14 protein-coding genes are annotated in these 13,673 nt (G+C 71.9%); all 14 read left to right on the forward strand.

Annotated elements, in window-relative coordinates; all coding sequences use genetic code 11:
* The coding region (locus tag AB0O67_RS32175) for a tetratricopeptide repeat protein (RefSeq protein WP_365457847.1) at positions 1-1,159 on the forward strand (1,159 nt) is incomplete at its 5' end.
* Positions 1,160-1,290: 131 nt separating this feature from the next.
* Complete coding sequence (gene ald / locus AB0O67_RS32180) at positions 1,291-2,415, forward strand: alanine dehydrogenase (RefSeq protein WP_365457850.1); 1,125 nt, start codon at positions 1,291-1,293, stop codon at positions 2,413-2,415.
* A 359-nt stretch (positions 2,416-2,774) separates the two neighbouring features.
* Positions 2,775-3,953, forward strand: a complete 1,179-nt coding sequence (locus tag AB0O67_RS32185; RefSeq protein WP_365457853.1) for a ParA family protein — start codon at positions 2,775-2,777, stop codon at positions 3,951-3,953.
* Positions 3,938-4,507 (forward strand): hypothetical protein, encoded by a 570-nt coding sequence (locus AB0O67_RS32190; RefSeq protein WP_365457856.1) that lies wholly within the window; start codon positions 3,938-3,940, stop codon positions 4,505-4,507. Before AB0O67_RS32185 ends, AB0O67_RS32190 begins: the two co-directional genes overlap by 16 nt.
* A gap of 18 nt (positions 4,508-4,525) precedes the next feature.
* The gene (locus tag AB0O67_RS32195) at positions 4,526-5,683 is read left to right on the forward strand and encodes a segregation/condensation protein A (protein WP_365457859.1); all 1,158 of its coding nucleotides are present in this window, start codon (positions 4,526-4,528) and stop codon (positions 5,681-5,683) included.
* The gene (scpB, locus tag AB0O67_RS32200) at positions 5,680-6,336 is read left to right on the forward strand and encodes an SMC-Scp complex subunit ScpB (RefSeq protein WP_365457862.1); all 657 of its coding nucleotides are present in this window, start codon (positions 5,680-5,682) and stop codon (positions 6,334-6,336) included. Before AB0O67_RS32195 ends, scpB begins: the two co-directional genes overlap by 4 nt.
* Entirely contained in the window at positions 6,336-7,406 is a 1,071-nt protein-coding gene (locus AB0O67_RS32205; RefSeq protein WP_365457865.1) for a pseudouridine synthase, read from the forward strand. Before scpB ends, AB0O67_RS32205 begins: the two co-directional genes overlap by 1 nt.
* A gap of 86 nt (positions 7,407-7,492) precedes the next feature.
* Entirely contained in the window at positions 7,493-8,212 is a 720-nt protein-coding gene (locus AB0O67_RS32210; RefSeq protein ID WP_365457868.1) for an NUDIX domain-containing protein, read from the forward strand.
* On the forward strand, positions 8,209-9,231 hold the full coding sequence (locus tag AB0O67_RS32215) for an ADP-ribosylglycohydrolase family protein (protein ID WP_365457871.1): 1,023 nt from the start codon (positions 8,209-8,211) through the stop codon (positions 9,229-9,231). The genes AB0O67_RS32210 and AB0O67_RS32215 overlap by 4 nt, the downstream gene beginning before the upstream one ends.
* Before the next feature lie 117 nt (positions 9,232-9,348).
* Positions 9,349-9,711, forward strand: coding sequence for a chorismate mutase (gene aroH / locus AB0O67_RS32220; protein WP_365457874.1), 363 nt, complete (start codon positions 9,349-9,351; stop codon positions 9,709-9,711).
* Positions 9,708-10,793 (forward strand): prephenate dehydrogenase, encoded by a 1,086-nt coding sequence (locus AB0O67_RS32225; protein ID WP_365457877.1) that lies wholly within the window; start codon positions 9,708-9,710, stop codon positions 10,791-10,793. The genes aroH and AB0O67_RS32225 overlap by 4 nt, the downstream gene beginning before the upstream one ends.
* 114 nt (positions 10,794-10,907) lie before the next feature.
* A complete protein-coding gene (cmk, locus tag AB0O67_RS32230) occupies positions 10,908-11,588 on the forward strand; it encodes a (d)CMP kinase (RefSeq protein ID WP_365457880.1) in 681 nt (226 codons plus the stop codon).
* A complete protein-coding gene (locus AB0O67_RS32235; protein ID WP_365457883.1) occupies positions 11,585-12,256 on the forward strand; it encodes a lysophospholipid acyltransferase family protein in 672 nt (223 codons plus the stop codon). The genes cmk and AB0O67_RS32235 overlap by 4 nt, the downstream gene beginning before the upstream one ends.
* A gap of 122 nt (positions 12,257-12,378) precedes the next feature.
* Positions 12,379-13,673: ribosome biogenesis GTPase Der (gene der / locus AB0O67_RS32240; RefSeq protein WP_365457886.1), on the forward strand; the 1,295-nt coding region annotated here is incomplete at its 3' end.

The raw sequence follows: 13,673 nt of genomic DNA on the forward strand, positions 1-13,673 counted from the left end.
CACCCTGGACGACTTCGCCGGCTTCGGCCTGCTGCGCAGGATCGACTCGCCGCTGCCGGAGTACGAGGTGCCCGGGTGTCTGCACCCACTGCTGCGCGCCGTCACCGAGACGGACGACCGCCCCGCCGAGCTCCAGCTGGCCCGCGCGCGGATGCTGGAGCGGACGGTACGGCTGCTGCAGTCCTGCCGGGCGATCACCGAGACGGACAACCCGCAGGCCCGGGACAAGCTGGCCGGCACCCCGCGTGCCTTGCGCTTCCCCACTCCGCGGGCGGCCGCGGACTGGCTGCGCCTGCGCCGCCCGGCACTGCTCGCCTCGGCCCGGCTCGCCGTCGCCGACGGGGAGCTGGACACGCTGGCGCGGCGGCTGATGTCCCAGCTGGTGCGGGCGATGGTGGCCCATTTCGGGATGCAGGCAGCGGCTGCCGACCTGTACGGCATCCACCGGCTGGTGCTCGACGTGGCAGAGCGCCGGGACCTGCCCCGGGAGCAGGCGGCGGCGCTGCTGAATCTGGGCGATCTGGACGCCAGGACCGGCCGGACGGCCGACGCGCTGGTCCGGTACCGGGCCGCGCTGGACGCCGGACGCCGGGCGAACGATCCGTACGCGACGGGTCGCGCGATGGAATCCGTAGGGGGCGCGCACCAGGAACTCGGTGATCACGACCGGGCCGCCGACTGGTTCGGCCGGGCCCTGGCCGAGCGCCTGGCCCGAGGGGAGCGCGAGGAGGCCGCCCGGCTGTACGGCCGGATCGCGACGGCGCACACCTACGCGGGCCGCTACGGCGAGGCGCAGCGCAACTGGAAGGCGGCCATCGCCGGGTACCGCAAGCTGGGCGATGTGGCCGCCCACGCCCGTGCGTTGAGCGAGCTCGCACGGGTCCAGGAGTACGCGGGGCGGCCCGAGGAGTCGCTGCGTACCTGTCAGGAGGCGGTCGAGTGGGCACGGCGCGCGGAGGACGCGCGGCTGCAGGCCGCGCTGCACCTGAGGCTGGCCGACACCCTGGAGCGTCTGGGCGATCCCGCGGCCGCCCTGCTGCACCGCAGCGCCGCCGAGCGCATGCTGGGGAAGGAGATCCAGGAGGGCGAAACGCCAGACCCAGCCATGGAACACCCCGCTAACGCCTGCGAAATCCGCAGTCCATCCGGAGAAGATTGATGCAATGAAAGGCTAGACAGCGGGAACACCTTCATTAAACTGGCTCTGCCGCACGTTCTCCTGCGGTGTCTCCCGGTGTGCCCTGAACATCCGGGTATGTCGAGCAAAACACCCCCTCTGAGCCAAGGACCGTGATCGACGTGAAGGTCGGCATCCCCCGCGAGGTCAAGAACAACGAGTTCCGGGTGGCCATCACCCCCGCCGGCGTGCACGAGCTGGTGCGCCACGGCCACCAGGTCGTCATCGAGCGCAGCGCCGGTCTCGGCTCCTCGATCACGGACGCCGAGTACGTGACCGCCGGGGCGCAGATCCTGGAGACGGCCGACGAGGTGTGGGCCTCCGCCGACCTGCTGCTGAAGGTCAAGGAGCCCATCGCCGAGGAGTACCACCGGCTCCGCAAGGACCAGACGCTCTTCACCTACCTGCACCTGGCCGCGTCCAAGGAGTGCACGGACGCGCTGCTGGAGTCCGGCACCACCGCCATCGCCTACGAGACGGTCGAGCTGCCGAGCCGCGCGCTGCCGCTGCTCGCCCCGATGTCCGAGGTCGCGGGCCGGCTCGCCCCGCAGGTCGGCGCCTACCACCTGATGCGCGCGGCCGGCGGCCGCGGTGTGCTGCCGGGCGGCGTCCCCGGTGTGACCCCCGCCAAGGCCGTCGTCATCGGCGGCGGTGTCTCCGGCTGGAACGCCACCCAGATCGCCGTCGGCATGGGCTTCGAGGTGACCCTGCTGGACCGCGACATCAACAAGCTGCGCGAGGCCGACCGGATCTTCGGCACCAAGGTCAAGGCCATCATGTCCAACTCCTTCGAGCTGGAGAAGGCCGTCCTCGACGCCGACCTCGTCATCGGCGCGGTGCTCATCCCCGGCGCCAAGGCCCCGAAGCTCGTCACCAACGAGCTCGTCTCCCGGATGAAGCCGGGAAGTGTCCTTGTCGACATCGCGATCGACCAGGGCGGCTGCTTCGAGGACTCCCGTCCGACCACGCACGCCGAGCCGACCTTCCCGGTCCACCAGTCGGTCTTCTACTGCGTCGCCAACATGCCGGGCGCGGTGCCGAACACCTCCACCAACGCCCTCACCAACGCCACGCTCCCGTACATCGTGGAGCTGGCCAACCGTGGCTGGGTCGAGGCGCTGCGCCGTGACGCCGCGCTGGCCAAGGGCCTCAACACGCATGACGGCAAGGTCGTTTACCGCGAGGTCGCCGAGGCGCACGGGCTGGACCACGTGGAGCTGGAGGCGCTGCTCGGCTGACCGCCGGGCCCAAGTCATCGCAAGCGAAAAGGCGATACGTCAACACGGTTCGTCAACCGTCCGCACCCGGCCGGACCTTGCCCGACAAGGTCCGGCCGGGTGTGTGTATGGTCACTTTGCGACTCTCGGTCAACTCGCCTCGAACGTAACCCTTGAGCCGATTCGTACACCGGTGAAACCTGCCGTGCGACGGCCGTACGCCCTTGACAGAGGGATGTTTCATTGCCGACACATCCTGCCGGGTCCGGCGGATTGTGTTGCTGCGGACCGCCGACACGCCATAGAGTCGCCAACCGTCGGCATGGTGCCACGCTGACCTGTCTAGAAGTTTCCTGGTCACCAAGGAGGTAAGACGACTTGTGAATGAGTCGACATTTTCTCCCGGGGGTGGTCAACCAGGAAGCCCTGCGCGGGGCCAGGCTCCCGCGGGGTTCGAGGCTGTCGGCTCCGTCGCGGTGCGCACCTTCGCAGCCCACCAGAGTCACCAGACGTCAGGCGTGACTCGTTCAGCACACCAGAGCATGGATGGCCATCACGTGAACGCCATGGCCGGCGACGGAAGTGGCGCGCCCCACAACCACTTCGCCGACTACGACGAACTGCCCGAGGGGCACTTCTACGACCCCGACGCCGAGTACGAGCCCGACCCCGAGTACGCGGCCACGCTCGCGCCCGACGCTGCCCGCCAGCGCCGTGAGCGCATCGGCCCGACCGGTCGCCCGCTGCCGTACTTCCCGATCCCGGGACCGTTGACCGATCACGGCCCCGCGAAGATCATCGCGATGTGCAACCAGAAGGGCGGCGTGGGCAAGACGACGTCGACCATCAACCTGGGTGCCGCGCTCGCGGAGTACGGGCGCCGGGTGCTGCTCGTCGACTTCGACCCGCAGGGCGCGCTGTCGGTCGGCCTCGGCGTCAACCCGATGGAACTCGACCTCACCGTCTACAACCTGCTCATGGAGCGGGGCATGGCGGCCGACGAGGTGCTGCTGAAGACGGCGGTCCCCAACATGGACCTGCTGCCCAGCAACATCGACCTGTCGGCGGCCGAGGTGCAGCTCGTCTCCGAGGTGGCCCGCGAGTCGACGCTCCAGCGCGCCCTGAAGCCGCTGCTGCCCGACTACGACTACATCGTGATCGACTGTCAGCCCTCGCTCGGCCTGCTCACGGTGAACGCCTTGACGGCCGCTCACAAGGTGATCGTGCCGCTGGAGTGCGAGTTCTTCGCCCTGCGCGGTGTGGCGCTGCTGACCGAGACCATCGAGAAGGTCCAGGAGCGGCTCAACCCGGAGCTGGAGCTCGACGGGATCCTCGCCACGATGTACGACTCACGCACGGTGCACAGCCGCGAGGTGCTCGCGCGGGTCGTCGAGGCATTCGACGACCACGTCTACCACACCGTCATCGGGCGGACGGTCCGCTTCCCGGAGACCACGGTCGCGGGCGAGCCGATCACCACCTACGCGTCCAACTCCGTCGGGGCCGCCGCCTATCGCCAGCTCGCCAGGGAGGTGCTCGCCCGGTGTCACGCCGAGTGAGTCTGCCGGGGGCCGACGAACTGTTCCGAACGACAGGGGGAATGGCGCTCCAGGCATCCACTCCCCGGCGCAACGCAAACGGCGAGGCCAGGGTGCCGCCCCCCGCGGGGGAGGGCGACGCGGCGGCCGGCGCGGAGGACGCGCCGCAGGCGGTGCCCGTACAGGGCGGCGACGGGGACGGCGCGGAGCATGTCGCGGCCGACGCGGAGCCGGCCGACGCCGAGTCACGCAGCCGGGGCGCGGAGCGCTCCTCGCGGCGTCAGGGGCAGCCGGCGGCGCAGGAAGGTTCTGCCGCGTCCGCGCCCCGCAACAAGCGCGGCCGGGCGGCCGCACGGCGGCCCAGCGGGCGTGAGCGGCACGACGAGAAGATCACGGTGTACGTGTCCGCCGAGGAGCTGATGGATCTGGAGCACGCGCGCCTCGTGCTCCGGGGTGAGCACGGGCTCGCCGTCGACCGGGGGCGCATCGTGCGCGAGGCGGTCGCCGTGGTGCTGGCCGACCTGGAGACCCGCGGGGACGCCAGCATCCTCGTACGACGGCTTCGTGGGCGGTAGCGGTAGCCTGCGGAGGCTATGACCTCGAACGGCTCCCCCGTCCCGCCCTCCGGCCCGGCCGGCCGCCGGCGTGCCCTCGGGAGGGGGCCAGGGGCTCCGGCGGCGCCTGCCGAGGCGCCGGTCCCGAGAGTGGCACCGCCCCCCGAGGCGAAGCCCGAGGTCGTCGACGTCCCCGAGTCGGTCGACGTCCCCGAAGCCGTCGACGTCGCGGAAGCCGTCGACGTCGCGGAAGCCTTCGCGCCGGAACCCGAGCCGGGACTCCCCGCTCCCGCGGAAACCCCGACAACCGCGGAGCCCACCCGATCCGTGGAGCCCGTCGAGGGCGAGACCGGCGGCTTCAAAGTGCGGCTGGCGAACTTCGAGGGTCCCTTCGACCTGCTGCTCCAGCTGATCTCCAGGCACAAGCTCGACGTCACCGAGGTCGCCCTGTCCAAGGTGACCGACGAGTTCATGGCGCACATCCGGGCCATGGGGCCGGAGTGGGACCTGGACGAGACGACCGAGTTCCTGGTCGTCGCCGCCACCCTGCTCGATCTGAAGGCCGCGCGGCTGCTGCCCGCCGCCGAGGTGGAGGACGAGGCCGACCTGGCATTGCTGGAGGCCCGCGACCTGCTGTTCGCACGGCTGCTGCAGTACCGCGCGTACAAGCACGTCGCCGACATCTTCAACAACCGCCTCGACGAGGAGGCCCGCCGCTTCCCCCGTACCGTCGGCCTCGAACCGCAGCACGCCGAGCTGCTCCCCGAGGTCGTCATCAGCATCGGCCCGGAGGGGTTCGCGAAGCTCGCGGTCAAGGCGATGCAGCCGAAGCCCAGGCCGCAGGTGTACGTCGACCACATCCACGCGCCGCTGGTGAGCGTGCAGGAGCAGGCCGGGATCGTCGTCGCGCGGCTGAAGGAACTCGGCGAGGCCAGCTTCCGCTCGCTGGTCGAGGACACCGACGACACCCTCACCGTCGTGGCGAGGTTCCTGGCGTTGCTGGAGCTGTACCGCGAGAAGGCGGTGGCGCTGGAGCAGGAGACCGCCCTCGGTGAGCTGCTGGTGCGCTGGACCGGCGGCGAGCAGGACGCCGCTCCGATGGTGACCGACGAGTTCGACCGGCCGCCCGCGCAGCCCGCGCCGCCCGAGCAGGCCGAGCGGGCCGAACAGCCCAAGGAGCAGGAGGAGAACGCGTGAGCGAGGAGACCACCGAGCTGCCGGCCGGGCTGCGCGCCGTCGCCGATCTGGAGCTGCGGCCCGCGCTGGAGGCCGTGCTCATGGTCGTGGACGAGCCCGCGACCGTGGAGCATCTCGCGAAGATACTGGACCGGCCCAAGCGGCACGTCGCCCGTGCGCTGCGCGAGCTGGCCGACGAGTACACGGCGCAGGGACGCGGCTTCGAGCTGCGGCTCGTCGCGGGCGGCTGGCGCTTCTACACCCGGCCCGAGTACGCGCCGGCGGTCGAGCGGCTCGCTTTGGAGGGCCAGACCGCCCGGCTCACGCAGGCGGCGCTGGAGACGCTCGCGGTGGTCGCGTACCGCCAGCCGGTCAGCCGTAGCCGCGTCTCCGTGGTGCGCGGAGTGAACTGCGACGGCGTCATGCGCACCCTGCTCCAGCGCGGTCTCGTCCAGGAGGAGGGCACGGAACCCGAAACAGGTGCGATCCTGTACACGACGACGAACTACTTCCTGGAGCGGATGGGCCTGCGCGGCCTGGACGAGCTCCCGGAGCTCGCGCCCTTCCTCCCCGAGGCGGAGGCGATCGAGGCCGAGACGCAGGAAGGCGTGCCGTCGTTCGATCCGGACGCTCCGGATTCCGAGGACGCAGACGACAAGACGACGGAACTTTGATGCGAAGCAGCGGCAGTGGCAAGAGTGGCGGGACCGGCGGACGCGGCAACTACCGCGGTGCCGGTGACAACCGGGACCAGCAGGGGCAGGGCCGCCCCCGCAAGCCCCGTCCCGAGGAGCGCCGCTACGACGTGGGGCCCGGGGCGACCAAGGACGGCCCCAAGGCGGGACGCGGCGGCGCGGCCCGCGGTGGCGCCAAGGGTGGCCCGAAGCGGCCCCAGCAGGACGGCGGCCGTACGGCCCCCGCGCGCTCGCGTGAGTACGAGACGCGCACCGAGGAGCGCAACCGGGAGCGGTACGCGGGCAAGGAGGGCGTCAAGCCGCCCAAGACCTTCCCCGGCGCCGAGCAGGAGGGCGAGCGGCTCCAGAAGGTGCTCGCGCGTGCCGGCTACGGCTCCCGGCGCGCCTGCGAGGAGCTGATCGAGCAGGCCCGGGTCGAGGTCAACGGCGAGATCGTGCTGGAGCAGGGCAAGCGCGTCGACCCGGAGAAGGACGAGGTCAAGGTCGACGGCCTGACCGTCGCGACCCAGTCGTACCAGTTCTTCTCGCTGAACAAGCCCGCCGGCGTCGTCTCGACGATGGAGGACCCCGAGGGGCGCCAGTGCCTCGGCGACTACGTCACCAACCGGGAGACGCGGCTCTTCCACGTCGGGCGGCTCGACACCGAGACCGAAGGCGTCATCCTGCTCACCAACCACGGCGAGCTGGCCCACCGGCTGACCCACCCCAAGTACGGCGTGAAGAAGACCTACCTCGCGCACATCGTCGGCCCGATCCCGCGCGACCTGGGCAAGAGGCTCAAGGACGGCATCCAGCTGGAGGACGGCTACGCGCGCGCGGACCACTTCCGGGTCGTCGAGCAGACCGGCAAGAACTACCTCGTCGAGGTCACCCTGCACGAGGGCCGCAAGCACATCGTGCGCCGCATGCTCGCCGAGGCCGGCTTCCCGGTCGACAAGCTGGTGCGCGTCGCCTTCGGCCCGATCACGCTGGGCGACCAGAAGTCGGGCTGGCTGCGGCGGCTGAGCAACACCGAGGTGGGCATGCTGATGCAGGAAGTGGATCTGTAGGCGGCCCCCTTGCGAGGGGCGGCCGTCTTGTGAGGGACGGCCACCCCCTTTATAGTCAATACGACTATTAAGGGGGTGGTGCTGGAATGCGGGGCTACGACAAGTACGCGTACGAACCCTTCGCGGTCACCGTCGACCTGGCCGTCCTCACCATCCGCGCCGGCGCGCTGCATGTGCTGCTCGTCGAGCGCGGGCAGGAGCCGTACGCCGGCCGCTGGGCCCTGCCCGGCGGCTTCGTGCTGCCGGACGAGTCCGCCGAGACGGCCGCCCGGCGCGAACTCGCCGAGGAGACCGGCCTGTCCGACGTCTCCGGCCTGCGTCTGGAGCAGTTGCGGACCTACAGCGAGCCGGACCGTGACCCCCGTATGCGGGTCGTGTCGATCGCCTTCACCGCGCTGCTGCCCGACCTTCCCGAGCCGCTCGGCGGCGGCGACGCGGCGCAGGCCCGCTGGGTGCCGTACGGCACGGCCCGGCCGCTGGCCTTCGACCACGACCGGATCCTGGCCGACGCGCACGACCGGGTCGGCGCCAGGTTCGAGTACACCGGCCTCGCCACCGCCTTCTGCCCGCCCGAGTTCACCCTCGGCGAGTTGCAGCAGGTCTACGAGGCCGTGTGGGGCACCCCGCTCGACCGGCCCAACTTCCGGCGCAAGGTGCTCGCCACCCCCGGCTTCGTCGAGCAGGTCCCCGGCGCCGCGCGCCTGACCGGTGGCCGCGGCAAACCCGCCGCCCTCTACCGCGCGGGCGGCGCCGCCGCACTGCACCCGCCCCTCCTCCGCCCGTCCCGGGAAGGACGCCCCGCATGACCTCCACCACCGTCCGCAAGCGCGCCGCCACCGGTTCCCTGCTCGGCCTCGCCCTCGGGGACGCACTCGGCTTCCCGACCGAGTTCAACGACGTGCCGTCGATCCTCGCCAAGTTCGGTCCCTGGCAACGGATGGAACTGCCCACACCCGCCTTCGTCACCGACGACACCCAGATGACGCTGGCACTGGCGCGCGGGCTGCGCACGGCGACGGACCGCGGAGTGCTCGGGCCCGCCGAACTGGCCGGGCCCGTGCGGCAGGAGTTCATCGCCTGGAACCGCTCCCCGGAGAACAACCGGGCCCCCGGCAACACCTGCCTCCGGGCCTGTGACCTGCTGGAGCAGCCGGACCGGGCCTGGCAGGACGCCAGCCAGATCCACTCCAAGGGCTGCGGTGCCAACATGCGCGTCGCACCGATCGGCCTTGTCCCCGGACTGAGCGACGAACAGCGCGCGGGCGCCGCCCAGTTGCAGGCCGCCCTCACCCACGGGCACCCGACGGCGCTGGCCGCCTCCGACCTCACCGCGCACGCCGTACGGCTGCTCGCGCAGGGCACCGAGCCGACCGGACTGGTCGGGCTGCTGCGGTCGTACGCCTGCGAGAACCGCGACCGGTACCACGAGCGGTGGCTGGGCGATCTGTGGACGCGGGCGCAGGACGCCTCCGCGGAGGGGTTCATCGCGCGCGGATGGGACGAGTGCCTGGGCGTGCTCGACCGGCTGCGGGACGCCGTGCGCTCGTTCTCCCGGGAGAACGACCCCTGCCTCGCCACGGGGCAGGGCTGGATCGCCGAGGAGGCGCTGGCCACCGGACTGCTGTGCTTCCTGCAGTTCGTGGACGAGCCGCTGACAGCCCTGCGCCGGGCCGCGTGCACCTCGGGCGACTCCGACTCGATCGCGTGCCTCGCCGGGGCCTTCGCGGGCGCCCACCTCGGCGCCGAGGCCTGGCCGGCGGAGTGGGCGGACCGGATCGAGTACCAGAGCGAACTGGTGACGCTCGGCGCGCTCTGGGACCACTGAGGTCGCCGGCCCGTCTCCCGTTCGCCGTCTCAGCGGGCGAGCGCCCCGCACCCGCCCGTGGCGGGCTGACTAGGCTGGACGGACGGAGAGCCGATGTCACACCAGCAAGGAGCAGCCGTGGCGGTACGAGCGGTCCGGGGCGCCGTCCAACTCGAACGGGACGAGGCCGGCCACATGGACGAGCAGGTCGGTGCCCTGCTCACCGCAGTCCTGGAGCGGAACGGGCTGACCGCCGACGACCTGATCAGCATCTGGTTCACGGCCACGCCCGATCTGCACAGCGACTTCCCGGCCGCCGCGGCACGCAAGCTCGGCATCCTCGACGTGCCGCTGATCTGCGCCCAGGAACTCGACATCGAGGGTGCGATGCCCCGCGTAGTCCGGGTGCTGGCGCACATCGAGTCCGACAGGCCGCGCAACGCCGTGCAGCACGTCTACCTCGGCGCCGCCGCCGCCCTGCGCAAGGACATCGCCCAGTGAGAACCGCACTCGTCATCGGCACCGGGCTGATCGGCACCTCCGCCGCCCTGGCCCTCGCCCAGCGCGGCGTGGTCGTCCACCTCGCCGACCACGACCCCGAGCAGGCCCGCACGGCGGCCGCGCTCGGCGCCGGCACGGAGGAGGCGCCCCAGGGGCCCGTCGACCTCGCGATCGTCGCCGCCCCGCCCGCGCACGTCGCCGCGGTGCTCGCCGACGCCATGCGGCGCGGCCTCGCGCGCGGCTACCTCGACGTGGCCAGCGTCAAGGGCGGCCCACGCCGTGACCTGGAGGCACTCGGGCTGGACCTGACCCGGTACCTCGGCACGCACCCCATGTCCGGCCGGGAGAAGTCCGGCCCGCTGGCCGCGACCGGTGATCTCTTCGAGGGCCGCCCCTGGGTGCTCACCCCCACGAGGGACACCGACACCGAGGTGCTGAACCTCGCCCTGGAGCTGGTCTCGCACTGCCGCGCCGTGCCGGTCGTCATGGACGCCGACGCCCACGACCGGGCCGTCGCGCTGGTCTCGCACATGCCCCACCTGGTCTCCAGCATGGTCGCCGCCCGTCTGGAGAACGCCGAGGAGGCGGCCGTGCGGCTGTGCGGCCAGGGCATCCGGGACGTGACCAGGATCGCCGCCTCCGACCCGCGCATGTGGATCGACATCCTCTCCGCGAACCCCGGCCCGGTCGCCGACCTGCTCGGCGACGTCGCCGCCGACATCGACGAGACCGTCCGGGCGCTGCGCGCCCTGCAGTCCTCCGACGAGGCCAAGCGGCGTGAAGGGACCGACGGCATCGAGGACGTGCTGCGGCGGGGCAACGCCGGGCAGGTCCGCGTTCCCGGCAAGCACGGGTCCGCGCCGCGCGTGTACGAGGTCGTCGCGGTGCTCATCGACGACCAGCCGGGCCAGCTGGCCCGTATCTTCGCGGACGCGGGGCAGGCCGGGGTCAACATCGAGGACGTCCGGATCGAGCACGCCACGGGACAGCAGGCCGGTCTCGTGCAGCTGTTGGTGGAGCCGAGGGCGGTGCCCGTCCTGACGGCGGCACTGCGGGAGCGGGGCTGGGCGATCCGCCAGTAGGGCGCCCGCCCGTCGCCGGGCAGGTGGGCCGGACGAGTGACCCGCACCCAGTAACCTTGTGCGGGGCACCGTCTCGCCCCCAGATCGCCACCCCGGCCCAGGAAGGTCCCCACAGTGGAAAGCGTCCCGGCAGTGATTGTCGCCATCGACGGCCCCTCCGGCACGGGCAAGTCCAGCACGTCGAAGGCGGTGGCCGCGCGGCTCGGCCTGAGCTACCTGGACACCGGTGCCCAGTACCGGGCGATCACCTGGTGGATGGTGACCAACGGCATCGACGTCGCCGACCCGTCGGAGATCGCCGCCGTGGCCGGCAAGCCGGACATCGTCTCCGGCACCGACCCGGCCAACCCGACGATCACGGTCGACGGAGTGGACGTCGCCGGCCCGATCCGCACCCAGGAGGTCACCTCCGAGGTCAGCGCGGTCAGCGCGGTGCCCGAGGTGCGCGCCCGGATCACCGAGCTGCAGCGCACGATCGCGACCGACGCGGAGCGGGGCATCGTCGTCGAGGGCCGCGACATCGGTACGACGGTGCTGCCGGACGCCGACCTGAAGATCTTCCTCACCGCCTCCGCGGAGGCCCGTGCCGCCCGGCGCAGCGGCGAGCTGAAGAACGCGGACGTGCACGCCACCCGCGAGGCGCTCATCAAGCGGGACGCCGCCGACTCCAGCCGGAAGACCTCGCCCCTCGCCAAGGCCGGCGACGCGGTCGAGGTGGACACCACCGACCTCACGCTGCAGCAGGTCATCGAGCGCGTCGTGGGCCTCGTCGAGGAGAAGCGGGCGGCGAAGTGACCGAGGCACCGTCCCTGCGGGGCGCGGAGGTCGGCCGGCGCATCGGCCTCGCGCTGATGCACGCGCTGTGGCGGCCCCGGGTGCTCGGTGCCTGGAAGGTGCCGGCGAGTGGCCCGGTGATCCTCGCCGTCAACCACTCCCACAACGTCGACGGCCCGATGGTGATGGGCGTCGCGCCCCGGCCGGTGCACTTCCTGATCAAGAAAGAGGCGTTCGTCGGCCCGCTCGACCCGTTCCTGACCAGGATCGGCCAGGTCAAGGTGGACCGGCAGAGCGCCGACCGCACGGCGATCACCCGGGCGCTGGACGTGCTGTCGGCCGGTGGGGTGCTGGGGATATTCCCGGAGGGCACCCGGGGCGAGGGCGACTTCGCCTCGCTGCGCGCCGGGCTCGCCTACTTCGCCGTGCGCAGCGGCGCCCCCGTCGTCCCGGTCGCCGTACTGGGAAGCTCGCAGCGGCGGGGACGGCTGGTCAAGGCGCTGCCTCCGCTGCGGCAGCGGATCGACGTCGTCTTCGGCGAACCGTTCGAGGCGGGCGACGGCAGCGGACGGCGTACGCGCACGGCGCTGGACGAGGCGACCGAGCGCATCCAGAAGCAGCTCACCGAGCACCTGGAGCTGGCCAGACGGCTCACCGGCCGGCTGTCCGCCCCCGGGAGCCGGTCCTGAGGCCCGGGGACGGGCCGGAAAACGTCAGGCGCCCGGCCGGGCGCTGGGCGACACTGAGTAGTGGATCACCCTGAACCGGGTGCTCCACCGATCACCACGATGAACGACGAGGTACGGACTTCATGAACGACCAGATCCAGCCCGACGGCTCGGACGCGTTCGAGCACGATCACGGGGCGCTCGGCGACGCCGAGTACGCGGAGTTCATGGAGCTCGCCGCCGAAGAGGGCTTCGACCTGGAGGAGGTCGAGGGCGCCATCGAGGCGGCCGGGCACGGACCGCTGCCCGTCCTCGCCGTCGTGGGCCGCCCGAACGTCGGCAAGTCGACCCTGGTGAACCGCATCATCGGCCGCCGCGAGGCAGTCGTCGAGGACAAGCCGGGCGTCACCCGTGACCGTGTCACCTACGAGGCCGAGTGGGCGGGCCGCCGCTTCAAGGTCGTCGACACCGGCGGCTGGGAGCAGGACGTCTTCGGCATCGACGCCTCCGTGGCGGCGCAGGCCGAGTTCGCCATCGAGGCGGCCGACGCGGTCGTCTTCGTCGTCGACGCCAAGGTGGGCGCCACCGACACCGACGAGGCGGTCGTACGACTGCTGCGCAAGGCCGGCAAGCCCGTCGTCCTGTGCGCGAACAAGGTGGACGGCCCGAGCGGCGAGGCCGACGCGTCGTACCTGTGGTCCCTCGGCCTCGGCGAGCCGCACCCCGTGTCGGCGCTGCACGGCCGCGGCACCGGCGACATGCTGGACGCGGTCCTGGAGGCGCTGCCGGAGGCACCGCGCCAGAGCTTCGGCGGGGCCGGAGTCGGCGGCCCGCGCCGCGTCGCTCTGATCGGCCGTCCCAACGTCGGCAAGTCCTCGCTGCTGAACAAGGTGGCGGGCGAGGAGCGCGTCGTCGTCAACGAACTCGCCGGCACCACCCGTGACCCGGTCGACGAGCTGATCGAACTCGGCGGCAAGACCTGGAAGTTCGTCGACACGGCGGGCATCCGCAAGCGGGTGCACCTTCAGCAGGGCGCCGACTACTACGCCTCGCTGCGCACCGCCGCCGCCGTGGAGAAGGCCGAGGTGGCCGTCGTGCTGATCGACGGCGCCGACTCCATCTCGGTGCAGGACCAGCGGATCGTCACCATGGCCGTGGAGGCGGGGCGCGCGATCGTCATCGCCTACAACAAGTGGGACACCCTCGACGAGGAGCGCCGCTACTACCTGGAGCGGGAGATCGAGACCGAGATGGGCCAGGTCGCCTGGGCACCCCGGGTCAATGTCTCGGCGCACACCGGCCGGCACATGGAGAAGCTGGTCCCGGCGATCGAGACGGCCCTGGCGGGCTGGGAGACGCGCGTCCCGACGGGCCGGCTGAACGCCTTCCTCGGTGAGCTGGTCTCCGCCCATCCGCACCCGGTCCGGGGCGGCAAGCA

It is taken from the genome of Streptomyces sp. NPDC086077, assembly GCF_040686175.1.
In the GTDB taxonomy this organism is placed as follows: domain Bacteria; phylum Actinomycetota; class Actinomycetes; order Streptomycetales; family Streptomycetaceae; genus Streptomyces.

Bases quoted from the DNA above. Each gene is read 5' to 3' on its own strand.
- AB0O67_RS32195 (WP_365457859.1), top strand. From the start codon at position 4,526: ATGACCTCGAACGGCTCCCCCGTCCCGCCCTCCGGCCCGGCCGGCCGC.
- AB0O67_RS32205 (WP_365457865.1), top strand. From the start codon at position 6,336: ATGCGAAGCAGCGGCAGTGGCAAGAGTGGCGGGACCGGCGGACGCGGC.
- AB0O67_RS32210 (WP_365457868.1), top strand. From the start codon at position 7,493: ATGCGGGGCTACGACAAGTACGCGTACGAACCCTTCGCGGTCACCGTC.
- AB0O67_RS32215 (WP_365457871.1), top strand. From the start codon at position 8,209: ATGACCTCCACCACCGTCCGCAAGCGCGCCGCCACCGGTTCCCTGCTC.